Origin of the sequence: Cellulomonas sp. SLBN-39 (assembly GCF_006715865.1) — a bacterium.
GTDB lineage: Bacteria > Actinomycetota > Actinomycetes > Actinomycetales > Cellulomonadaceae > Cellulomonas.
Genome location: NZ_VFOA01000001.1, coordinates 3,810,398 through 3,832,627, shown reverse-complemented (window position 1 = coordinate 3,832,627; position 22,230 = coordinate 3,810,398). Strand labels below are relative to the sequence as shown.

Here is a 22,230-nt window from a genome sequence, read left to right as displayed (position 1 = left end):
TCCACCCTGCCCGAGCGGCGTCGCGATGCCGCCCAGTCCCTCGCGCCGGCCGCACGGCCGCGCACGTCCCCCCGGGAGCACCCACGTGACCGACGTCCTCGACGAGCTGGCCTGGCGCGGCCTGCTGTCCCAGCACACCGACCTCGACGCGCTGCGCGCGGACCTGGCCGCCGGCCCCGTGCCGCTGTACTGCGGCTTCGACCCCACGGCGCCGAGCCTGCACATCGGCAACCTCGTCCAGATCCTCACGGTGCGTCGGCTCCAGGACGCGGGCCACCGTCCGTTCGCCCTCGTCGGCGGCGCGACCGGTCTCATCGGCGACCCCAAGATGGCGGGGGAGCGGACCCTCAACGCGCCGGACGTGGTGGCGGGCTGGGTCGAGCGCATCCGCGCGCAGATCGCCCCGCTGCTGCGCTTCGACGGCCCGAACGCCGCGACGATGGTGAACAACCTCGACTGGACGGCGGGCCTGTCGGCGATCGACTTCCTCCGCGACGTCGGCAAGCACTACCGCCTGGGCACGATGCTCGCGAAGGACACCGTCGCGCGGCGGCTGCACAGCGAGCAGGGGATCAGCTTCACCGAGTTCAGCTACCAGATCCTGCAGGGCATGGACTTCCTCGAGCTGCACCGCCGGTACGGCGTGCGCCTCCAGACGGGCGGCAACGACCAGTGGGGCAACCTGCTCTCGGGCGTGGAGCTGGTCCGCAAGGTCGAGGGCCGTGCGGTGCACGCGCTGACCACGCCGCTGATCACGAAGGCCGACGGCACCAAGTTCGGCAAGACCGAGACGGGCACGGTCTGGCTCGACCCGGAACTGACGACGCCCTACGCGTTCTTCCAGTTCTGGCTCAACGCGGACGACGCGGACGTCGTGCGCTACCTCAAGGTGTTCACGTTCCGCTCCCGCGAGGAGATCGCCGAGCTGGAGGCTGCGGTCGACGCCCGTCCGGCGGCACGCGAGGCCCAGCGCGCGCTGGCGCACGACGTCACCTCGCTCGTGCACGGCACCGCTGCCGCCGACGCGGTGGTGGCGGCGAGCCAGGCCCTGTTCGGCCGCGGGTCGTTGGCCGACCTGGACCGGTCGACGTTCGCGGCGGCGGTGGCCGAGCTCCCGACGGCGTCGGGCCGTCCGGGCGACCTCGTCGTGGACCTGCTCGCCGCGTCCGGGGTGGTGGCGAGCAAGGGCGCTGCGCGACGGGCCGTGGCGGAGGGCGGTGCGTCGCTGAACAACGTGCGGGTGAGTGGCGAGGACGCGAGGCTCGGCACCGCCGACCTCCTGCACGGCCGGTGGGCGCTGCTGCGTCGCGGCAAGCGCACGCTGGCCGTCGTCGACACGCACGTGGACGCCGACGCGGCCGTCCCCGCGGACGCCTGATCGTCGCGCGACGGGTGCGGTGCGGCCCGGCCGGGGCGCGCCGCACCCGCCGCCGGCGGCGATCACGCAGGTCAGAGGCTGAGCGGTCGATCGACGGCCCCTCGGTGACCGCGATCACCCGGTCGTCGTTTGCACGCCACGCAACACACCTGTAATGTTCTCTGAGCCCGCCCGGCAGGGAGGAACGGACACCGAGGTGATCTTCGGTGGTCGGTCCCGCGGAGCAGGGCCATCCCGTGTGTTGGTCATCTTGGCGCTGTGTGCGTCGGGGTGTAGTGTGCGGGGCCGCAGTTCGGTGGTTGTCGGGTCGCTTCGGTGGTTCGGTGGGTTCCGGGTTGTGGGGTAGTTTTTGTTCGAGATTCTCGCTGGTTGTTTTTCTGGTTCGGCTGTGAGGCTGGGGCGGGGAAATGAATGGTGTAGGGTTGAGAACGACGCCGGAAGGGCGGATGAGTGGTTCTGGATCGGGTGAATGCCTGGTTCGGGAATGCGAGTCGGTCTGGTAGGGTGGAGCACGAACGAAGAGAAGCCTCCAGTGAGAGCCGCAAGGTTTGAGTGGATGCGCGTCTGTTCCTTGAGAACTCAACAGTGTGCCAAGTAGTCGATGCCATGATTGTGGTATCGAATCTGGGTCAGCTCGCACCCCCGTGTGAGTGGCTCAGGTAGGTGCCAGTTTCTGGCCCTGGCTGTATGGCTGGGGCTTCTTTGTGGTGTCTGTTGCTCGCTGGGTTTGCCTGGTGGGTGGCTGTTTGACATTAACGGAGAGTTTGATTCTGGCTCAGGACGAACGCTGGCGGCGTGCTTAACACATGCAAGTCGAACGGTGACGACCAGCTTGCTGGTCTGATCAGTGGCGAACGGGTGAGTAACACGTGAGCAACCTGCCCTTCACTCTGGGATAAGCCTTGGAAACGAGGTCTAATACCGGATATGAGACGCACCGGCATCGGTAGTGTCTGGAAAGATTTATCGGTGAGGGATGGGCTCGCGGCCTATCAGCTTGTTGGTGGGGTGATGGCCTACCAAGGCGACGACGGGTAGCCGGCCTGAGAGGGCGACCGGCCACACTGGGACTGAGACACGGCCCAGACTCCTACGGGAGGCAGCAGTGGGGAATATTGCACAATGGGCGCAAGCCTGATGCAGCGACGCCGCGTGAGGGATGACGGCCTTCGGGTTGTAAACCTCTTTCAGCAGGGAAGAAGCGCAAGTGACGGTACCTGCAGAAGAAGCGCCGGCTAACTACGTGCCAGCAGCCGCGGTAATACGTAGGGCGCAAGCGTTGTCCGGAATTATTGGGCGTAAAGAGCTCGTAGGCGGTTTGTCGCGTCTGCTGTGAAATCCTCAGGCTCAACCTGGGGCTTGCAGTGGGTACGGGCAGACTAGAGTGCGGTAGGGGTGACTGGAATTCCTGGTGTAGCGGTGGAATGCGCAGATATCAGGAGGAACACCGATGGCGAAGGCAGGTCACTGGGCCGCAACTGACGCTGAGGAGCGAAAGCATGGGGAGCGAACAGGATTAGATACCCTGGTAGTCCATGCCGTAAACGTTGGGCACTAGGTGTGGGGCTCATTCCACGAGTTCCGTGCCGCAGCAAACGCATTAAGTGCCCCGCCTGGGGAGTACGGCCGCAAGGCTAAAACTCAAAGAAATTGACGGGGGCCCGCACAAGCGGCGGAGCATGCGGATTAATTCGATGCAACGCGAAGAACCTTACCAAGGCTTGACATGCACCGGTAACACTCAGAGATGGGTGCCCCGCAAGGTCGGTGTACAGGTGGTGCATGGTTGTCGTCAGCTCGTGTCGTGAGATGTTGGGTTAAGTCCCGCAACGAGCGCAACCCTCGTCCCATGTTGCCAGCGGGTTATGCCGGGGACTCATGGGAGACTGCCGGGGTCAACTCGGAGGAAGGTGGGGATGACGTCAAATCATCATGCCCCTTATGTCTTGGGCTTCACGCATGCTACAATGGCCGGTACAAAGGGCTGCGATACCGCGAGGTGGAGCGAATCCCAAAAAGCCGGTCTCAGTTCGGATTGGGGTCTGCAACTCGACCCCATGAAGTCGGAGTCGCTAGTAATCGCAGATCAGCAACGCTGCGGTGAATACGTTCCCGGGCCTTGTACACACCGCCCGTCAAGTCATGAAAGTCGGTAACACCCGAAGCCGGTGGCCCAACCCTTGTGGGGGGAGCCGTCGAAGGTGGGACTGGCGATTAGGACTAAGTCGTAACAAGGTAGCCGTACCGGAAGGTGCGGCTGGATCACCTCCTTTCTAAGGAGCATCTGGCAGCTGGCGTGCCCTGTCGTGGGGTGCGGGTGGTTGTCCAGGCCCATGCCCTGGCCGTTCGTGTCAGGGGTGGTGCTCACGGGTGGAACATCGACTACGGCCGGCTTTGTGCTGGTGGGGCTGCTGAGTACGCCTGCTGTTCGTGTCCTTCGGGGTGCGGGTGGTGGGGAGGGAAAGGTGAGGTTCTGCTGGTGGGGTCGGCCTGGCACGCTGTTGGGTCCTGAGGGAGCAGCCGTTGTGGTTGTGTCTTTCAGGTCGGGACTGTCTGGTCCGGATGAACCGCTTGTCTCCTTCGGGGGGTGGGTAGGCGCCGGGGTCTGGGTGGTGACCGGTGGTTGCTTGAGAACTGCACAGTGGACGCGAGCATCTTTGAATGATCTTTGTGGTCAAGTTTATAAGGGCACAGGGTGGATGCCTTGGCACCAGGAGCCGAAGAAGGACGTAGTAGCCTGCGATAAGCCTCGGGGAGTTGGCAAACGAACCGTGATCCGAGGATGTCCGAATGGGGAAACCCCGCCGCAGTCATGTGCGGTGACCCTCACCTGAATATATAGGGTGAGTGGAGGGAACGCCGGGAAGTGAAACATCTCAGTACCGGCAGGAAGAGATATTCCGTGAGTAGTGGCGAGCGAAAGCGGATCAGGCCAAACCGTGCGTGTGTGATAGCCGGCAGGCGTTGCGCGTACGGGGTTGTGGGACCTTTCGGTCAGCTCTGCCGAGCTGGCGAGGAGTCAGAAAATCGCGTCATAGTCGAAGGGCATTGAAAGGCCCGGCATAGAGGGTGGTACCCCCGTAGACGAAATGGCGTGGTCTCCTGAAGGGGATCCCAAGTAGCTCCGGGCCCGAGAAACCCGGAGTGAATCTGCACAGACCACTGTGTAAGCCTAAATACTACCTGGTGACCGATAGCGGACAAGTACCGTGAGGGAAAGGTGAAAAGTACCCCGGGAGGGGAGTGAAATAGTACCTGAAACCGTGTGCCTACAATCCGTCGGAGCCTCCCTAGCAGGGGTGACGGCGTGCCTTTTGAAGAATGAGCCTGCGAGTTAGTGGTACGTGGCAAGGTTAACCCGTGTGGGGAAGCCGTAGCGAAAGCGAGTCCGAATAGGGCGTTTGTAGTCGCGTGCTCTAGACCCGAAGCGAAGTGATCTAGCCATGGGCAGGGTGAAGCGCGGGTAAGACCGCGTGGAGGCCCGAACCCACCAGGGTTGAAAACCTGGGGGATGACCTGTGGTTAGGGGTGAAAGGCCAATCAAACTTCGTGATAGCTGGTTCTCCCCGAAATGCATTTAGGTGCAGCGTCACGCGTTTCTTGCCGGAGGTAGAGCTACTGGATAGCCGATGGGCCCCACCAGGTTACTGACGTTAGCCAAACTCCGAATGCCGGTAAGCCAGAGCGTGGCAGTGAGACTGCGGGGGATAAGCTCCGTAGTCGAGAGGGAAACAGCCCAGACCACCAGCTAAGGCCCCTAAGCGTGTGCTAAGTGGGAAAGGATGTGGAGTTGCACAGACAACCAGGAGGTTGGCTTAGAAGCAGCCACCCTTGAAAGAGTGCGTAATAGCTCACTGGTCAAGTGATTCCGCGCCGACAATGTAGCGGGGCTCAAGCACACCGCCGAAGCTGTGGCATTCACACTCGTGACAAGCCTTCGTGGTTCAGTCGTGTGGATGGGTAGGGGAGCGTCGTGTGGGCAGTGAAGCTGCGGGGTGACCCAGTGGTGGAGCCTACACGAGTGAGAATGCAGGCATGAGTAGCGAATGACGGGTGAGAAACCCGTCCGCCGAATGACCAAGGGTTCCAGGGCCAGGCTAATCCGCCCTGGGTAAGTCGGGACCTAAGGCGAGGCCGACAGGCGTAGTCGATGGACAACGGGTTGATATTCCCGTACCGGCGAAGAACCGCCCATACCGAGCCCGGTGATGCTAACCGTCCGAGCTGGTTCATCGTTCCTTCGGGGACACCGAGCCAGGGAGCACGGGACCCGATCCGGTAGTAGGTAAGCGTATTAACAGGGGTGACGCAGGAAGGTAGCCCAGCGTGGCGATGGTAGTCCACGTCCAAGGTTGTAGGGCGAGGTGTAGGCAAATCCGCACCTTGTATGCCTGAGAACTGACGGGTACCGCGTATGCGGGAAATGGGTGATCCTATGCTGCCAAGAAAAGCCTCGACGCGAGGTTCTAGCCGCCCGTACCCCAAACCGACTCAGGTGGTCAGGTAGAGAATACCAAGGCGATCGAGAGAATCGTGGTTAAGGAACTCGGCAAAATGCCCCCGTAACTTCGGGAGAAGGGGGGCCTGAAGCGTGAACCGGCTTGCCCGGGGCAGCGTGGATGGCCGCAGAGACCAGGGAGAAGCGACTGTTTACTAAAAACACAGGTCCGTGCGAAGTCGCAAGACGATGTATACGGACTGACGCCTGCCCGGTGCTGGAAGGTTAAGAGGACGGGTTAGCCGCAAGGCGAAGCTCAGAATTTAAGCCCCAGTAAACGGCGGTGGTAACTATAACCATCCTAAGGTAGCGAAATTCCTTGTCGGGTAAGTTCCGACCTGCACGAATGGCGTAACGACTTCTCCGCTGTCTCAACCGCGAACTCGGCGAAATTGCACTACGAGTAAAGATGCTCGTTACGCGCAGCAGGACGGAAAGACCCCGGGACCTTTACTATAGCTTGGTATTGGTGTTCGGTGCGGCTTGTGTAGGATAGGTGGGAGACTGTGAAGTCGGCACGCCAGTGTCGGTGGAGTCATCGTTGAAATACCACTCTGGTCGCTCTGGATATCTAACCTCGGTCCGTGATCCGGATCAGGGACAGTGCCTGGTGGGTAGTTTAACTGGGGCGGTTGCCTCCTAAAATGTAACGGAGGCGCTCAAAGGTTCCCTCAGCCTGGTTGGCAATCAGGTGGCGAGTGCAAGTGCACAAGGGAGCTTGACTGTGAGACTGACAGGTCGAGCAGGGACGAAAGTCGGAACTAGTGATCCGGCGGTGGCTTGTGGAAGCGCCGTCGCTCAACGGATAAAAGGTACCCCGGGGATAACAGGCTGATCTTGCCCAAGAGTCCATATCGACGGCATGGTTTGGCACCTCGATGTCGGCTCGTCGCATCCTGGGGCTGGAGTAGGTCCCAAGGGTTGGGCTGTTCGCCCATTAAAGCGGTACGCGAGCTGGGTTTAGAACGTCGTGAGACAGTTCGGTCCCTATCCGCTGCGCGCGCAGGAAACTTGAGAAGGGCTGTCCCTAGTACGAGAGGACCGGGACGGACGAACCTCTGGTGTGCCAGTTGTTCCGCCAGGAGCACGGCTGGTTGGCTACGTTCGGGAGGGATAACCGCTGAAAGCATCTAAGCGGGAAGCCTGCTTCAAGATGAGGTTTCCATGCCCCTTGTGGGTGAGAGGCTCCCAGCAGAACACTGGGTTGATAGGCCGGACGTGGAAGGCGGGACTAACGACTGCCGTAGCTGACCGGTACTAATAAGCCGATGACTTGACTATCATCATTCTTTGCGACGCGTCCACTGTGCGGTTCCCGGGTCACCAACGGCTTCATTGCCTGTGGTTGAGCTCGACAGTGTTACGGCGGTCATAGCGAAGGGGAAACGCCCGGTCCCATTCCGAACCCGGAAGCTAAGCCCTTCAGCGCCGATGGTACTGCACCCGCCAGGGTGTGGGAGAGTAGGACGCCGCCGGACAATTTTTCAGGAAGGCCCACCCGTTCGCGGGTGGGCCTTTCTGTGTTGGGTTGGGGATGCGTGTGGGGGTGTGTCCTGGTTCGTGGTGGGGAGATCCGGTTCGTGCTTGTGCGCCTCATGGTCGCGCGGATGAGAGCATGGCTGCAGACGCAGGACGAGGAGCACACATGAACAGCGACGACAACCGCGGGAACCGCCCGCAGAGCTCACGCGGCACGGGCGGGGCTGGGGGCGGGGGACGCCAGGCAGACCGGTGGGGCACCCGCGCGTCGGGGAGCGCCGGCGCGGGGCGGTCCTCGAGTGGTTCGCGCGGCAACGATCGTTCGAGTGGCGGCACCCGCGGTCGTGGCGCACCAGCCGAGCGTGGTGCCGCGCCGTCGTGGAGCGACCGTGGCGGGCAGGAGCGTCGCCCGGGCTCTGGCGGGTCGTCGCGCGGTTCCAGCTCGGTGCCTGGTGCCGGTCGTGGCGTCGCGGGTCGCGGCCCGGTCCGCGGGACCGAGCGCGGATCCGGGTCGGGCGGGTGGCAGCGCGCAGACGGCGGAGCGGATCGCGCGGGGCGCGGAGCCGAGCGGCCTGACAGGCGCGGCGAGTCGCGTGCGACCGGGTCGCAGGGCGGAGCCTGGTCGGACGATCGACGCAGCCGGGACGGTGGCGGCGCGCGTGCACCGCAGAAGGGTTGGTCGCCGTCGCGCCCCGAGCGCGGCGGCTGGACCGGTGCCGGTGATGCGCGACGGGGCACTGCGGGGCAGTCGCCGCGTGCGCCGCGGGCGTCTGCAGCCGGCGAGCGGCGCCCGACGTCGTCGCGCCCCTGGGAGGACCGGGGCGGGGACGCGCGTGCGCGCGGCGCGCTGACGCCCGACGGGCCTGCCGTGCGCGGCGGCGACCGTGGCGAGCGGCGTCCTCCCGCGGGCCGCGGGGCGTCCCGTCCTGCCGACGGCACCCGTGGCGGCGCACACCGATCCGGGGCTGATGCAGCCAGGACGGATCGCTCGCGCGGTGGTGGCGCTACCGCGGGGCCTCGTGCGGCATGGTCACGTGACGGGGTGGACCGGAGGGGCGGCGACGATCGTCCGGGGACGCGCCCGGTGGCCGGTGGCCGTGACGACGCGCGTGGACGGTCCGGTGCCTGGGACCGGTCGACCCCGGGCCGGGGGCAGGAACGCGCGACGCGTCCGTCGACCGGAGGCGAGACCCGCTGGTCGGCGCAGGAGCGTTCCGACGTCCGGCGTCCCGAACGCGAGCGGCCGGCGGCGTGGCGCGACCGACCGGCCACGACGGACCGCAGGCCGGCCGGCGCGGACGGCCGGCAGTCCGGCGGCGACCGGCGGTCCTGGGCCACGGAGGGGCCCTCCGACGTGGGTGGGCGTGCCGCCGGCGCCGAGCGCCGCAGCGGGACGCCGACCCCTGCCCGGGACGTCCGTGGCGAGCGCCCTTCCGGTTCCGGCGCCGCCGAGCGCGGGTCCGGCCGGTGGGGAGCCGCGCGCCCTGCGGCCGGTGAGCGTGGGGCGACGGACCGCCGCGACGGGGGCTACGGCGCTCGCGACGGCGGTGGCCGAGGCGGGGCGCGCAGCGACCGTGAACCCGGCGCGCACCGCCCGAGAGCCACGAACGACGACGGTCCGCGCGCTGCCGAGCCGGAGATCCCCGAGGAGGTCACGTTCTCCGACCTCGACCGGGCCGCCCGGGGGCCGCTGCGCACCCTGAGCAAGTCCAACGCGGAGCAGGTCGGCCGTCACCTCGTCATGGTCGGCCGGCTCCTCGACCTCGACCCGGAGCGTGCCTACGAGCACGCGCAGGCCGCCGTCCGCCGAGCGGGCCGTGTCGACGTCGTGCGCGAGGCCGCCGGTCTCGCGGCGTACCGCACCGGGCGCTGGGCGGAGGCGCTCCGCGAGCTGCGCACCGTCCGCCGTCTCAACGGGTCCTCCGAGCACCTGGCCGTGATGGCCGACGCCGAGCGTGGGCTGGGCCGGCCCGAGCGTGCGCTGGCGCTCGCCCAGGAGCCGGAGGCCGCCACCCTCGACGCCGAGGCCCGCGTCGAGCTGGCGATCGTCGTCAGCGGCGCCCGCCTCGACCTCGCCGAGCCCGAGGCGGCCGTGGCCGTCCTGTCGACCCCCGAGGTCCGCGCGGCGCGCGGCGTGCTCGCGGTGCGGGTCGCGCAGGCGCGGTCGGCCGCCCTGGAGGCAGCGGGTCGTGGTGAGGAGGCCGCCGCCGAGCTCGCGCGCTACACCGAGGCGCAGCTCGACGAGGCCGCCGGGGTCCTGCCGGAGGAGGAGGACGAGGTCGTCGTGTACGACCTCACCGAGGACACCGAGGAGGTGGACGGTGCGGGCGACGCGGACGAGTCGGCCCTCGACGTGCCCGAGGACGTGGACGCCCTCGACGGGGGCCACGCGAACGGTGTGGCGGACCGGGTGACGACGGTCGACGAGCAGACGAAGGACGGGGACGCGTGAGCGGTGCAGGGCTGATCGGGACCACGCTGGCGCCCGCGGAGGAGTTCGACCTCGCGCTCGTCGACCTCGACGGCGTCGCCTACCGGGGGCACGAGCCCATCGAGGGGGCGGCGGAAGGGCTGGCGGGGGCCCGGGCCCGCGGGATGAGGCTGGTGTTCGTCACCAACAACGCCTCCCGCGAGCCCGAGGCCGTGGCCGAGCAGCTCACGGGACTGCAGATCCCTACGTCCCGCGACGAGGTGATGACCGCCGCGCAGGCAGCTGCCGAGCTCCTCGCCACCCGGGTCGCCCCGGGGGAGCGCGTGCTCGTGGTCGGAGGCGCCGGCCTGTCGACCGCGGTGCGTGCCAAGGGGTACGAGATCGTGGCCTCCGCGGACGACGAGCCCGTGGCCGTGGTGCAGGGGTTCGCCCCCGAGCTGGGCTGGGCCCAGCTCGCCGAGGCCGCCTACGCGGTGCAGCGGGGCGCGTGGCACGTGGCCTCGAACCTGGACCTGAGCCTGCCCACGGCCCGCGGGTACGCCCCGGGCAACGGGTCGCTGGTCGGAGCGGTGGTCGCGGCCACCGGCGTGCAGCCGGCCTCGGCCGGCAAGCCCGCGCCGACGATGTACCGGCTCGCCGTCGAGCGGGCCGGCGCGCAGCGTCCGCTCGTGGTCGGCGACCGGCTCGACACGGACCTCGCGGGCGCCCGATCCGGGGACATGGTCGGGCTGCACGTGCTGACCGGTGTCTCGAGCGCGCGCGACGACGTGCTGGCGGCGCCGGGCGAACGCCCGCACCTCGTCGGCGCCGACCTCCTCGCGCTGCTCGTGCCGCACCCGGCACCCGTGCCCGACGCGGGATGGTGGGTGTGCCGCGGAGCGGCGGCGCGCGTCGCAGACGGCGGTCTCGAGCTCCGTGCCGGCGGTGAGGACCCGGTGGACCTCGTGCGTGCCGCCTGCGCGGCCGCCTGGGCCGCGGCGGACGCCGGATCCCCGGTCGATCCCGCGACGGTCCCTGACCTGCCCGCGTCCTGACCTGCCCGCGTCGTGACCGGGCGGCGCGCTGTGGGTGGCGCGCCGCCCACGTCCGGACGGGCAGGTAGCGTGGTCGCGGCACACCGGCCGGTCGGCGACGACCGTGCCCAGGCGAACGACGGACGGAGGAGCGCGTGAGCGAGGCCCCCACGAGCACGGCAGGGTCGACCGGGCCGTACCCCACGGCGGGACCGGCCGGGCCGGGCACGGGTGACAGCGCCGTCGACGAGGCCCTGCTGGCGGTCGTCGACGTCGACCAGCTGCCGCTGCGCGAGCAGCTCAGCGTCTTCGAGGCCGTGCACGGCGCGCTCCAGGACCGCCTCGCGGACGCCGAGGGATGACGCCCGCGCCGTCGGCGCAGCGCCCGCCGACGTGCACGCCTGCGCCGGCCGGGTCCGCGTGAGCGCCCGCCTGGACGTCGAGCTGGTCCGCCGTGGTCTGGCCCGCTCACGGGCGCACGCCGCCCGCCTGGTCGCCGAGGGGCGGGTCCGCGTCGCCGCGGCCCCGGCCCGTCGTCCGTCCGCAGCGATCGGCCCGGAGGAGCTCCTGGAGGTCGTCGCCGACACGGAGGACCCCGGCTACGCCTCGCGCGCGGCGCACAAGCTCGACGTCGCCCTCGAGACGTTCGCGGTGCACGGGCTGTCCCCGGCGGGTCGGCGGTGCCTGGACGTCGGCGCCAGCACGGGCGGGTTCACCGACGTGCTGCTGCGACGCGGGGCCGCGCACGTCGTGGCCGTCGACGTCGGGCACGACCAGATGGTTCCGCGCCTGCGGGCGGACCCCCGCGTCGAGGTCCGCGAGGGCGTCAACGCCCGGTCGCTGCGTGCCGGCGACGTGGATCCCGCGCCCGACCTCGTCGTGGGTGACCTGTCGTTCATCTCGTTGCGTCTGGTCCTCGGTGCCGTGCTCGACGTCTGCGCGCCCGGGGCGGACCTCGTGCTGCTGGTCAAGCCGCAGTTCGAGGTCGGTCGCGAGCGGCTCGGGCCGCAGGGCGTCGTCCGCGACCCCGCGCTGTGGCGCCGTGCGGTGGCCGACGTCTGCGCCGACGCGGCCGCCCGTGGCGCGACCGTGCGCGACGTGCAGGTCAGCGCCCTGCCCGGCATGCACGGCAACGTCGAGTTCGTGCTGCTGCTGCGCGCACCGGACCCGCACGGCGCGCCCGGTGCTGGCGCGGCCGTCGCGGGGCGCGGCGACGACGACGGCCCGTCGACCAGCGACGGCGTGACGCACCGCGCGACCGTGGGTCGCGCCGCGCCGTCCGTGCCGGCTCGCGACGTCGTTCGCCCCGGGGTCGCCGGTCCCGGTGCCGCGCTCGTGGCGCCCGTGCGCGCCATGGTCGACGCGGCGGTCGCGACAGCCGCGGCGCGCGAGGACGACGGTGCGCACGGTCGGCCCCGCCGGGCGCGTACGACGGCGACCCGGGCGGGCCGGTCGTGACGCGCCGTGCCCTCGTGGTGCGCCACACCGGGCGCCCCGAGGCGCAGGACGCCTACGAGACCGTGGTCGACGCGCTGCGTGCCGCCGGTGTCGAGGTCGTCGTGGCGTCGCCGGAGGGGCCTCGCGAGCCGCTGCCCGACTTCGAGCTCGCGATCGTGCTCGGAGGTGACGGGACGCTCCTGCGTGCCGCCGAGCTGACGCGCGGGACCGACGTGCCCCTGCTCGGGGTCAACCTCGGCCACGTCGGCTTCCTCGCCGAGATCGAGCCCGCCGACGTCGGGACCGCCGTGCAGCGCCTGGCCGCCGGAGACTACGTCGTCGAGGAGCGCGCGACGCTGGACGTGCGCGTCATCGCCCCCGACGGCACGGTCCGCACCGGGTGGGCGCTCAACGAGGCGGCGCTGGAGAAGACTGACCCGGCGCGGATGATCGAGGTGGTCCTCGAGGTCGACGGGCGACCGCTGTCGGCGTTCGGCTGCGACGGCGTCGTCGCGGCGTCCTCGACGGGCTCGACCGCGCACGCGTTCTCCGCCGGCGGGCCGGTCGTGTGGCCCGACGTGGACGCGATGATCCTCGTCCCGCTCGCGGCGCACGCACTCTTCGCGCGGCCGCTCGTGCTCGGACGCGCGAGCACGCTCGCCGTCGAGGTGGTCGACCGTTCGCCGTCCGCGTCGGTCCTCACCTGCGACGGCCGTCGCCAGCTGCCCGTGCCGCGCGGCGCCCGGGTGGAGGTCCAGGTCAGCACGACCCCCGTGCGCTTCGCCCGGCTCAACCCGGCGCCCTTCGTGACCCGCCTCGTGCACAAGTTCGACCTGCCCGTCGTGGGGTGGCGCGGAAGCACGGACGACCCGCCCAGGTCCGACCCGCCTCGGGCCGACCCGCGCGACGGCGCGCGGCGCGACGACGAGACGCACGACGGCACGACGCACCACCGCGGGTCCCACCCCGGCCCGCGGACGCACGACCGACGAGAGGACGGTGGGGATCGGTGATCGAGGAGATCCGGATCGACGACCTCGGCGTCATCGGACGCGCCCACGTGCGCCTGTCGCCCGGGCTGACGGTGCTCACGGGCGAGACGGGCGCCGGCAAGACCATGGTGCTCACGGCCCTGTCGCTGCTGCTGGGCGGGCGGGCGGACCCCGCCACGGTCCGCACCGGCGCGCCGTCGGCCGCGGTCGAGGGACGCCTGGCGGTGCCCGACGACGCCCCTGCGCTCGGCCGGGCCCGGGAGGCGGGCGCGGACGTCGACGACGACGGGACCCTCGTGGTCCTGCGGACCGTCACCGCCAGCACGCCGGAGCAGTCCGGCCGCTCGCGGGCCTTCCTCGGGGGCCGGTCCGTACCCCAGGGCGTGCTGGCCGAGATCGCGGACGAGCTCGTGACGGTCCACGGCCAGGCCGAGCAGATGCGGCTGCGGTCGCCGTCCCGGCAGCGGGCCGCGCTCGACGCGTTCGCCGGCGCCGACCACGCCGCGACCCTCGCCGAGCACCGGGCCGCGTGGGCCGAGCGGGCGCAGGTGCGCGACGAGCTCGACGAGCTCGTCGCCCGGGCGCAGGACCGCGCCCGCGAGGCAGAGCTCCTCCGGCTCGGGCTCGCGGAGGTCGACCGGGTCGCACCCCAGCCCGGCGAGGACGTCGCGCTCGCGGAGGAGGCCGACCGGCTCGGGCACGCCGAGGACCTGCGGGCGGCAGCGGCGGGCGCGCACACGGCGCTGGTCGGCGACGAGGACGCCACCGACACCGTGTCCGCCGCGGCGCTCGTCGACGAGGCACGCCGCCAGCTCGAGCACGGGGGTGCGCACGACCCGGCGCTCGCGGCGCTCGCGGTCCGTGCGGCCGAGGCGGGCTACCTGCTCGCGGACGTGGCCACGGAGCTGTCGGCGTACGTGCAGGACCTGCAGGCCGACCCCGCCCGCCTCGACGCCGTCCAGCGGCGCCGTGCGGAGCTGGGCACGCTCACCCGGACGTACGGCGCGGACGTCGACGCGGTGCTCGCGTGGGGGGCGTCCGCCGCCGAGCGGCTGCTCGAGCTCGAGGGGGGCGACGAGCGGATCGCGGCGCTGCGCGAGCGCCTCGTCGCGCTCGACGCCCGGGTCGAGGACCTCGCGGCGACGATCACCGGCGCCCGCAGCCGGGCCGCGGGCGAGCTGGCGCGTGCCGTCACCGACGAGCTCGCGGGGCTGGCGATGGCCGGGGCGAGCCTCACGGTGGACGTGCGCCCCGCCGACGAGCCCGGCCCGTCCGGCGCCGACGCCGTGGAGATGCTGCTCGTCCCGCACGCGGGGGCACCGGCGCGCCCGCTCGGCCGGGGCGCGTCCGGCGGCGAGCTGTCCCGGGTCATGCTCGCGCTGGAGGTGGCGCTGGCCACGGCCGAGGGGTCGCACGCACCGGGGACGTTCGTCTTCGACGAGGTCGACGCGGGTGTCGGCGGGCGCGCGGCGACCGAGGTCGGGCGGCGGCTGTCCCGGCTGGCCCGGACCGCGCAGGTCGTCGTGGTGACGCACCTGGCGCAGGTCGCGGCGTTCGCGGACCAGCACCTCGTGGTGACGAAGTCGGTCGCGGACGGCGTCGACGTCGTCACCGAGTCCGACGTGCGGGCCGTCACCGGCGAGGACCGGGTGCGCGAGCTGGCCCGGATGCTGTCGGGCCAGGACGGCTCGGCGACCGCGCGGGCGCACGCGGCGGAGCTGCTGGCCCAGTCCGTGGGACGATGACCCACGATGAGAGTCTCCCTGCGCAGACGCGCGTCCGTCCCCACCGGTGCCGGGCTCGCCGGCACCGCCCGCGTCGACCCCCGGACCAAGGCGCTCACCAAGCGCCTGCGTCCCGGTGACGTCGCGGTCGTCGACCACCTCGACCTCGACCGGGTGTCCGCGGAGGCGCTGGTCGCGTGCCAGCCCGCCGCGGTGCTGAACGCCGCCCGGTCGACGTCCGGCCGGTACCCGAACCTCGGGCCCGAGATCCTCGTCAGCGCGGGCGTGCCCCTCGTCGACGACCTGGGGCCCGACGTGATGACGGTGCCCGAGGGACACGTGCTGCGGGTCGTCGACGGTGCGGTCTACGACGGCGAGACGCTCGTCGCCGAGGGTGTCCTGCAGACGCCCGAGTCCGTCGCCGCGACGATGGAGGAGGCGCGCGCCGGCCTGTCGGTCCAGCTCGAGTCCTTCGCGGCCAACACGATGGACTACCTGCGCCGGGAGCGGGACCTGCTCCTCGACGGCGTCGGTGTCCCCGACATCGACACCGTCATCGACGGCCGGCAGGTGCTCATCGTGGTGCGGGGGTACCACTACAAGGAGGACCTGGTCACGCTGCGGTCGTACATCCGCGAGTACCGCCCGGTGCTGATCGGCGTCGACGGGGGAGCTGACGCCATCCTCGACGCCGGGTGGCGGCCCGACATGATCGTCGGCGACATGGACTCCGTCTCGGACCGCTCGCTGCGGTGCGGGGCGGAGATCGTCGTGCACGCGTACCGGGACGGCCGCGCCCCCGGCCTGGCGCGCGTCGAACAGCTCGGCGTCCCTCACGTGGTGTTCCCCGCGACCGGCACGAGCGAGGACGTCGCGATGCTGCTCGCCGACGACAAGGGCGCCGAGCTCATCGTCGCGGTCGGCACGCACGCCACCCTCGTCGAGTTCCTCGACAAGGGGCGCGCCGGCATGGCGAGCACGTTCCTCACCCGGCTGCGCGTCGGCGGCAAGCTCATCGACGCCAAGGGCGTCTCCCGGCTGTACCAGCACCGGATCTCCAACCTCCAGCTCACGCTGCTCGTCCTCGCCGGGCTCCTCGCCCTCGGCGTGGCGCTGGCCTCGACCGCCGCCGGGCAGACGCTGCTCGGGCTGACCGGTGCACGCATCGACGACATGGTCTCGTGGGTGCGCTCGCTGCTGAGCGGCACGCCATGACCCTCCGCCCCGGGCCGGCCACGCCGGCCCTCACGTCCGCCTGCCCGTGCGCCCCCCGGGGCGCGTCCGACCGAGAGCGCCCCCTGTGATCGACTTCCGGTACCACCTCGTCTCCCTCATCTCCGTGTTCCTCGCGCTCGCGGTCGGCATCGCCCTCGGCGCCGGTCCGCTGGAGGAGACGATCGGGGAGACCCTCACCGGCCAGGTCGAGGTGCTGCGCGTCGAGAAGGACGAGCTGCGCGCCGCCCTCGACGCGACCGAGAACGACCTGGCGGCGTCCAACGCGTTCGCCGACGCCTCCGGCGAGCGGCTGCTGGTCGGCGCTCTGCCCGAGCGGCGGGTCGCCGTCGTCGTCCTGGGCGAGGTGCCCGAGGAGCGGCTGACCGCGATCGACGACCGCCTCGCGCAGGCGGGCGCCGACGTGACGACCGTGGTGACGCTCGCCCCGGCCTGGACCGACCCTGCCGCGCAGACGTTCCGCGACGCGCTCGCCAGCCCGCTCGTCGACCTGCTCGCGCAGACGCCGGCCGAGGACGCGGGGACGGAGTCCGTGCTCGCCGACGCCCTGGTCGAGGCGCTGTCGGTGGCGGACCCCGCCGACCCCGACGCCCCCTCGGCGGACGCCGCGGCGCTGCTCGACCTGCTCTCGACCGGCGACGAGCCCCTCCTCACGGTGCAGGGCGACGCGGGCGCGCCCGCCGACGCGCTCGTCGTGCTCGCCGCCGACCCCGTGGTGCCGGACGAGGAGTCGCCGGCTGCGGAGACCGCCACGGAGGGCGTCTCGGCCCAGCTCGCCGTCCTCGACGCGGCGGCGCGCCTCACCGAGGGCGTCGTGCTCGCCGACGGGCCGCGGACCGCGGACAGCCTCACGACCGCCGTGATCGGCGGGGACCTCGCCGGCACGGTGACGACGGTCCAGCGCGTCGACCAGGTCGTCGGGCAGGTCGTCGTCCCCCTGGCGCTCGCCGCCGACATCGCCGGCGAGACCGGGCACCACGGCTACGGCGACGACCTGACCGTGCTGCCGCCCGCCGTCGAGCTGGCACCCGTGGACCGCAGCGTCGAGGGTGCCGGCACCGGGCAGGACGAGGCGACGCAGGGCGAGCAGTGAGCGGGCCGACCCGTCGGCTCCTCGCGGGGGTCGCCGCCGCCGTCGCGACCGGTGTCACGCGCGGGGCGCTCGACGCCCAGCCGCCCGGCGGCGCCCACGCGTGGGTCCGGACGAACCACCGCGGGGAGCCCGTGAGCATGCTCGAGGGCCCGGCGGTCGCCGCGGGGCTGCTGGCCGGGTCCCTCGTGGGTGCGGGGTCGTGGCGGGCCGCCGCGGCGACGGGCGTCGCCGTGACCGGTGCCGCCGCGTTCGGGCTCGTCGACGACCTCGGCGAGGACACGAGCACGCGGGCCAAGGGCCTGCGCGGGCACCTCGGCGCGCTCCGGGAGGGCCGGCTGACGACCGGCGCGCTCAAGGTCCTCGGCATCGGCGCGACCGCCCTGCTGGCCGCGGCGGTCGCCCCCGACCGCGACCGCACCGGCTCCGCGCGAGCGCCGCGGACGCTGCGCGCCGCCGACGTCCTCACCTCCGGTGCGCTCGTGGCCGGCGCCGCGAACCTGCTCAACCTGCTGGACCTGCGACCGGGCCGGGCCCTCAAGGCGTCCGCCCTGCTGGTGGCGCCGCTCGTCGCGACACGCGGCGGCGGCGTCGCGGCCGCCGTCCTCGGCGCGGGCACCGGCGCGATCGAGCAGGACCTCGACGAGACCGACATGCTCGGCGACGGCGGTGCCAACGCCCTCGGCGCCGCGGTCGGCACCGCCCTGGTGCTCGGCGCCCCCCGGCGCGTGCGGCTCGCCGCGCTCGCGGCCGTGGTCGCCCTCACGCTCGCGAGCGAGCGGATCAGCTTCACGCAGGTCATCGCCCGCACCCCGGGGCTGCGCGAGCTCGACGCGTGGGGGCGTCGTCCCGTCCACGTGCCCGGGACCGCCCCGTCCGACGCCGTCGGCGAGGTGCCCGCCGGCGCGCACGACCCGGCATGAGACGCCCCGGGCGGGCCGTCCAGGGACTGCTCGGCGCGGCGGCCCTCATCGCCGTGGTCACCGTCGTCAGCCGCGTCCTGGGGCTCGTGCGGCTCCTGGTGCAGTCGGGGACCGTCGGCGCCGACGGGATCGCGGACGCCTACAACGCGGCGAACGTGCTGCCGAACATCCTCTTCGAGGCCGCCGCCGGCGGGGCGCTCGCCGGCGCGGTGGTCCCTCTGCTGGCGGGGCCGGTGGCCGGCGCCGACCGCGAGCAGGTGTCGCGGATCACGTCGGCGGCGCTCGGCTGGACCCTGACCGTGCTCGTGCCCGTCGGTGTGCTGCTCGCGCTCGCGTCCGGCGTCGTCGCCGACGTCGCGACCGACGACCCCGCGACCGCCGCGATGGTCCGGTACCTCGTCCTGGTGTTCTCCGTCCAGGTGCCGCTCTACGGCGTGGCGGTGCTGCTCTACGGCGTCCTGCAGGCGCACCACCGGTTCTTCTGGCCCGCGTTCGCCCCCGTGCTGAACTCGCTCGTCGTCATCACCGCCTACACGGTGTACGGGGTCATGGCCGACGGTGAGGTCCGCGACCCCACCGGCCTGCCCGCGGGAGCCGTCGACGTGCTCGCGTGGGGCACCACGGCGGGGGTCGCGGCCATGTGCCTGCCGATGCTCGTTCCCGTGCGGCGGCTCGGGGTGCGGCTGCGTCCGACCTGGCGGTTCCCTGCCGGCACCGGTCCGCGGTTCCGTGCCCTGGCGCTCGCCGGGGTGGGGGCCGTCGCCGCCCAGCAGCTGTCCGTCGCTGTCGTCTGGGCGCTCGCGAACTCCCGGCTGCCCGGCGAGGGGCAGGGCTACACCGCGTTCCTGTACGCCCAGCAGGTGTACCTGCTCCCGTACGCGGTGCTCGTCGTCCCCCTGGCGACCTCGACGTTCCCGCGGATCGCCGCCCACGTCGCGGCCGCGGACCGCACCCGCCTCGCCGCGCTGTCGGCCGTGACCACCCGCGTGGTGCTCGCCGCAGCCGTGCTCGGTGCCGCGGCGGTCCTCGCCGGCGGGCCGGCCGTCGCCACGGTCTTCGCGGCCTTCGCCGAGCAGCCGGGAGTCGTCGGCGCCATGAGCTCGACGCTCGACTGGATGGCGCCCGGCGTCGTCGGGCTCGCCGTGCTCTTCCACGTCTCCCGCACGCTCTACGCCCTCGAGCGCTCGCGGTCGGCTGTGGCGGTCAACGCGTGCGGGTGGCTCGTCGTGGCGCTCACGGCCGTCACCCTCGTCGCGCGGGCGGACGCCGACGGCGTCCTGGCCGCGCTCGGCCAGGCCACCACGATCGGCATGACGGCCGGCGCCGTCGCCGCCGTCCTGGCGCTGCGGCGTGCCGTGGGCGGCGCGGCGCTCGCCGGGCTGCCCCGCACGGTCGTGGTGAGCGTCGCGGGAGCGGCGCTCGGCGCGCCCCTCGGACGGTGGGTCGCCGGGACCGTCCTCGACCTCACCGGGCACGGCGCCCTCTCCGCCACCGGGGCGGCCGCCGGAGGCGCGGTCGTGGCCGCCGCGACGGTCGCCGTCGTCGTCGTGCTGGCCGACCGGTCCACGCTGCAGGCCGTCGCCGCCGGCGGGTCGGCGGCCGGTGCGCCGGCGGCGCGGCCTGCGGGGCCCTCCGGGCGCTGACCCGGGCGCCGGGCCCCACGTGCCCCGCGGCGCGGGACGTCACGTCCCGGGTCCCGGTCGTGCGTCGGGTAGGGTGGAAGCCCGTGACAGAGCGCGCGTACCGACTCTCCGGGCGGTCGGACTCCCTGACCCGGCACATCTTCGTCACGGGGGGCGTCGCCTCCTCTCTCGGCAAGGGCCTGACGGCCAGCAGCCTCGGCCGGCTCCTGCGGTCCCGCGGCCTGCGGGTCACGATGCAGAAGCTCGACCCGTACCTCAACGTCGACCCGGGCACGATGAACCCGTTCCAGCACGGTGAGGTCTTCGTCACCGAGGACGGCGCCGAGACGGACCTCGACGTCGGCCACTACGAACGGTTCCTCGACGTCGACCTCGTCGGCTCGGCGAACGTCACGACCGGCCAGGTCTACTCGCACGTGATCGCCAAGGAGCGGCGCGGGGAGTACCTCGGCGACACGGTCCAGGTGATCCCGCACATCACGGACGAGATCAAGGCCCGCATGCGCTCGCAGGCCGGGGACGACGTCGACGTCGTCATCACCGAGATCGGCGGCACCGTCGGCGACATCGAGTCCCAGCCGTTCCTCGAGGCGGCCCGCCAGGTCCGCCACGACCTCGGCCGCGACAACGTGTTCTTCCTGCACGTGTCCCTGGTGCCCTACATCGGCCCGTCCGGGGAGCTCAAGACCAAGCCGACCCAGCACTCCGTGGCCGCGCTGCGCAGCATCGGCATCCAGCCCGACGCCATCGTGCTGCGCGCCGACCGCGACGTGCCCGAGTCCACCAAGCGCAAGATCGCGCTCATGTGCGACGTCGACCAGCAGGGCGTCGTCACCGCGAAGGACGCCCCGAGCATCTACGACATCCCGCGCGTCCTGCACGCCGAGGGCCTCGACGCGTACGTCGTCCAGCGTCTCGGGCTGCCGTTCCGGGACGTCGACTGGAGCGGCTGGGAGGACCTGCTGCGGCGCGTGCACGAGCCCGCGCACCAGCTCGAGATCGCGCTCGTCGGCAAGTACATCGACCTGCCCGACGCGTACCTGTCCGTGACGGAGGCGCTGCGGGCCGGCGGCTTCCACCACGACGCGAAGGTCACGATCCGCTGGGTGCGCTCGGACGACTGCTCGACGCCGCAGGGCGCCCAGGAGGCCCTCGGCGGCGTCGACGCGGTGCTCGTGCCCGGCGGGTTCGGGGTGCGTGGCATCGAGGGCAAGCTCGGGGCGCTGCGCTGGGCCCGCGAGCAGCAGGTCCCCACGCTCGGGCTGTGCCTCGGCCTGCAGTGCATGGTCATCGAGTACGCCCGCAACGTCCTCGGTCTCGAGGGTGCGTCGTCGTCGGAGTTCGACCCGGGCACGGGCGACGCGGTCATCGCGACCATGGACGAGCAGCTCGCGTTCGTCGACGGCAGCGGCGACCTCGGCGGGACCATGCGCCTGGGCGCGTACGACGCCCGTCTGGCGCCCGGCTCGGTCGTGGCCGAGGTCTACGGCACCGAGCGGGTCTCCGAGCGGCACCGGCACCGCTACGAGGTCAACAACGCATACCGCGACAAGCTCGAGGACGCGGGCCTGGTCATCTCCGGCGTGTCCCCGGACACCTCGCTCGTGGAGTTCGTCGAGCTGCCGCGCGAGGTGCACCCGTACTACGTGGCCACGCAGGCGCACCCGGAGTTCAAGTCCCGGCCCACGCGCGCGCACCCCCTGTTCGCCGGGCTCGTGGGCGCCGCGCTGGCCCGCCGGGCCGGCGCGTGAGCACGACCGTCGGCGGCGACCCGGCGCTCGGCGACTCCCCGCGCTCGCGGGAGGTCGTCGAGCACCGGGTCCTGCACGCGGGGAGGATCTTCGACCTCGTGCAGGACACGGTCCGCCTGGACGACGGGGACGTGGTGCGCGAGTACGTCGCGCACCCCGGGGCCGTGGCGGTCGTGGCGCTGGACGCCCAGGACCGGGTGCTGCTGCTCCGGCAGTACCGGCACCCCGTGCGGCACGAGCTGTGGGAGGTCCCGGCCGGGCTGCGGGACGTGCCCGACGAGGACCTCGTCGTCGCGGCCGCGCGCGAGCTCGCCGAGGAGGCGGACCTCGAGGCCGCCCGCTGGTGGACGCTCACGGAGTTCTACAGCTCGCCGGGTGCGACGGACGAGCGCGTGGTGGTCTTCCTCGCCCGGGACCTGCGCCCGGTGCCCGAGGCGCACCGGCACGCGCGGACCGAGGAGGAGGCGGGCCTGGTGCCCCGCTGGGTGCCGCTCGACGAGGCCGTCGAGGCGGTGCTCGGCGGCCGGCTCCGGTCGCCGTCGGCGGTCGTCGGCGTGCTCGCGGCGGCCGCCGCCCGCGCCCGGGGCTGGGCGACGCTCGGAGAGCCGGCGCACCCCTGAGGGCGGCTTCCCGGCCGG

Annotated in this window: 13 protein-coding genes and 3 rRNA genes; all 16 read left to right on the top strand. The window is 71.8% G+C overall.

The window, feature by feature from the left end:
* The first annotated feature begins 85 nt into the window (after window positions 1-85).
* The 16 genes from tyrS to FBY24_RS17355 all read left to right on the top strand — a co-directional run bounded on the left by tyrS (window position 86) and on the right by FBY24_RS17355 (window position 22,212).
* Window positions 86-1,378, top strand: a complete 1,293-nt coding sequence (gene tyrS, locus FBY24_RS17430) for a tyrosine--tRNA ligase (RefSeq protein WP_142162518.1) — start codon at window positions 86-88, stop codon at window positions 1,376-1,378.
* Between the two features lie 752 nt (window positions 1,379-2,130).
* Window positions 2,131-3,651: ribosomal RNA gene (locus FBY24_RS17425) — 16S ribosomal RNA — on the top strand.
* Between the two features lie 399 nt (window positions 3,652-4,050).
* Window positions 4,051-7,157 (top strand): 23S ribosomal RNA (locus FBY24_RS17420).
* An 80-nt stretch (window positions 7,158-7,237) separates the two neighbouring features.
* Window positions 7,238-7,354, top strand: a 5S ribosomal RNA gene (rrf, locus tag FBY24_RS17415).
* Together the 16S, 23S and 5S rRNA genes form the textbook arrangement of a ribosomal RNA operon.
* A 1,355-nt stretch (window positions 7,355-8,709) precedes the next feature.
* Complete coding sequence (locus tag FBY24_RS17410) at window positions 8,710-9,807, top strand: hypothetical protein (protein ID WP_255432467.1); 1,098 nt, start codon at window positions 8,710-8,712, stop codon at window positions 9,805-9,807.
* A complete protein-coding gene (locus FBY24_RS17405; RefSeq protein ID WP_142162516.1) occupies window positions 9,804-10,820 on the top strand; it encodes an HAD-IIA family hydrolase in 1,017 nt (338 codons plus the stop codon). The genes FBY24_RS17410 and FBY24_RS17405 overlap by 4 nt, the downstream gene beginning before the upstream one ends.
* Before the next feature lie 134 nt (window positions 10,821-10,954).
* Window positions 10,955-11,161: a hypothetical protein gene (locus FBY24_RS17400; protein ID WP_142162514.1), complete on the top strand. Its 207-nt coding sequence runs from the start codon at window positions 10,955-10,957 to the stop codon at window positions 11,159-11,161.
* Window positions 11,162-11,219: 58 nt separating this feature from the next.
* Window positions 11,220-12,257, top strand: a complete 1,038-nt coding sequence (locus FBY24_RS17395) for a TlyA family RNA methyltransferase (protein ID WP_174243513.1) — start codon at window positions 11,220-11,222, stop codon at window positions 12,255-12,257.
* Window positions 12,254-13,249 carry an NAD kinase gene (locus tag FBY24_RS17390; RefSeq protein WP_142162512.1) on the top strand — a complete coding sequence of 332 codons (996 nt, stop codon included), beginning with the start codon at window positions 12,254-12,256 and terminating at the stop codon, window positions 13,247-13,249. The genes FBY24_RS17395 and FBY24_RS17390 overlap by 4 nt, the downstream gene beginning before the upstream one ends.
* Complete coding sequence (recN, locus tag FBY24_RS17385; RefSeq protein ID WP_142162510.1) at window positions 13,246-14,973, top strand: DNA repair protein RecN; 1,728 nt, start codon at window positions 13,246-13,248, stop codon at window positions 14,971-14,973. Before FBY24_RS17390 ends, recN begins: the two co-directional genes overlap by 4 nt.
* A 6-nt stretch (window positions 14,974-14,979) precedes the next feature.
* Complete coding sequence (gene steA, locus FBY24_RS17380; protein ID WP_142162508.1) at window positions 14,980-16,167, top strand: putative cytokinetic ring protein SteA; 1,188 nt, start codon at window positions 14,980-14,982, stop codon at window positions 16,165-16,167.
* Window positions 16,168-16,252: 85 nt separating this feature from the next.
* Complete coding sequence (locus tag FBY24_RS17375; protein ID WP_142162506.1) at window positions 16,253-17,278, top strand: copper transporter; 1,026 nt, start codon at window positions 16,253-16,255, stop codon at window positions 17,276-17,278.
* Entirely contained in the window at window positions 17,275-18,198 is a 924-nt protein-coding gene (locus tag FBY24_RS17370; RefSeq protein WP_142162503.1) for a hypothetical protein, read from the top strand. The genes FBY24_RS17375 and FBY24_RS17370 overlap by 4 nt, the downstream gene beginning before the upstream one ends.
* Window positions 18,195-19,841 carry a murein biosynthesis integral membrane protein MurJ gene (gene murJ / locus FBY24_RS17365; protein ID WP_142162501.1) on the top strand — a complete coding sequence of 549 codons (1,647 nt, stop codon included), beginning with the start codon at window positions 18,195-18,197 and terminating at the stop codon, window positions 19,839-19,841. Before FBY24_RS17370 ends, murJ begins: the two co-directional genes overlap by 4 nt.
* A gap of 83 nt (window positions 19,842-19,924) precedes the next feature.
* Window positions 19,925-21,592: a CTP synthase gene (locus FBY24_RS17360; protein WP_142162497.1), complete on the top strand. Its 1,668-nt coding sequence runs from the start codon at window positions 19,925-19,927 to the stop codon at window positions 21,590-21,592.
* The gene (locus FBY24_RS17355; RefSeq protein WP_142162495.1) at window positions 21,589-22,212 is read left to right on the top strand and encodes an NUDIX domain-containing protein; all 624 of its coding nucleotides are present in this window, start codon (window positions 21,589-21,591) and stop codon (window positions 22,210-22,212) included. The genes FBY24_RS17360 and FBY24_RS17355 overlap by 4 nt, the downstream gene beginning before the upstream one ends.
* The last annotated feature ends 18 nt before the right edge of the window (window positions 22,213-22,230 follow it).